The sequence below is a fragment of the Actinoplanes sp. NPDC051633 genome (assembly GCF_040681735.1).
Classification (GTDB): Bacteria; Actinomycetota; Actinomycetes; order Mycobacteriales; family Micromonosporaceae; genus Actinoplanes.
In genome coordinates this window covers 1-1,246 of sequence record NZ_JBFAZH010001695.1, presented here as the reverse complement: position 1 = coordinate 1,246, position 1,246 = coordinate 1, and the positions used below count along the sequence as shown (strand labels likewise).

The following is a 1,246-nucleotide window of genomic DNA, read 5'->3' as shown; positions in this document are numbered from 1 at the left end:
GCGAACGGCAGCAGCAGCACGTGCTTACCGAGCCCGGTCACCCGGGAGGCGAGCAGGCGGGCGATGATCGGGGCGCTCAGCCCGACGAACCCGATCGGCCCGGCGACGGTGACGGCGGTCGCGGCGAGCAGCACCGCGAGGACGATCGCGAGGACCCGGGTGCGCCGGACGTCGACGCCCAGCACGCGGGCCGAGTCGTCGCCCAGCTCGAGGACGTCGAGCCGGTGCGCCAGCAGCAGCACGGCCAGCACGGCCAGCAGGATCAGCGGCGCGGCCTGGGTGACCTGCCGGGTGCCGGACTGGACGGTGGTGCCGCTCGCCCAGCCGAACAGTCCCGGGGTGCTCACCTGGAACAGCATCAGCAGCACGTACGTCAGGGATTGCAACGCCAGCGCGACCGCGGATCCGGCCAGCACCAGCCGGGTCGGCCCGGCCGCACCGCCCCGCGCGACCGCCAGCACCAGGCCGGCCGCCGCGAGCCCTCCGATGAACGCGACCAGCCCGTTGACGAAGAACGGCAGGCTGACCCCGAACGCGGCCACGGCCACGACGGCCACCCAGGCGCCGGCGTTGACGGCGAGGGTGTCCGGCGCGGCGAGGGGGTTGCGGGCCACCGACTGCAGCACCGCACCCGCGACGCCGACGCCGACGCCGACGAGCACCGCCGCGGCCAGCCGGGGCACCCGGCTCTCGATCAGGATGGCCACGGCTTGCGCCCGGGCGTCGTCCTGGCGGGCCCACGGCATGATCCCGTCGAGCAGCTCGGCGAGCCCGAGGCTCGCGGTGCCCTGGATCAGGTGCACCGCGGCCAGGGCGACCAGCAGCACGAACGCGCCGGTGAAGGCGCCGGCGATCCCGGCCGTCCGGCGCCGGGCCGGCGGGTCCGCCTGCTGCCGCCCCGGCGGTGAACTGATCGTGCTGGTGGCCACGGTCGGCTTACTTGGTGAGGGCGCCGACGAGCGCGTCGATGTAGGCGCCGGCCGACGGCGGCCCGCCGAACATCCAGATGCCGTCGGGGAGCCGCTCGACCTTCTGCGCCCGGACGAACGGGAGGCCCTTCCAGATCGCGTTCTTCTCCAGCGTGGCCACGTACGCGTCGCTCTTGTCGATCTTGTTGGTGATGTAGACGAAGGTGGTGTCCTTGTTGGTGATCTTCGTCAGGCCCTCGACGTCGGTCTGGGCCAGGCCGTAGACCTTGTCGCCGCCCGCGGTCCACTGGTTCTGCAGACTCAGCTCGGCGCCGATG

Annotated in this window: 1 protein-coding gene and 1 pseudogene; both read right to left on the bottom strand. The window is 73.5% G+C overall.

The window, feature by feature from the left end; translation table 11 throughout:
• Positions 1–929, bottom strand: a 929-nt coding sequence (locus tag AB0M20_RS44410; protein WP_364307603.1) for an iron chelate uptake ABC transporter family permease subunit, incomplete at its 3' end; no start/stop codon positions are given.
• A 7-nt stretch (positions 930–936) separates the two neighbouring features.
• Positions 937–1,246: pseudogene (locus tag AB0M20_RS44405) on the bottom strand (iron-siderophore ABC transporter substrate-binding protein); the annotation flags it as partial.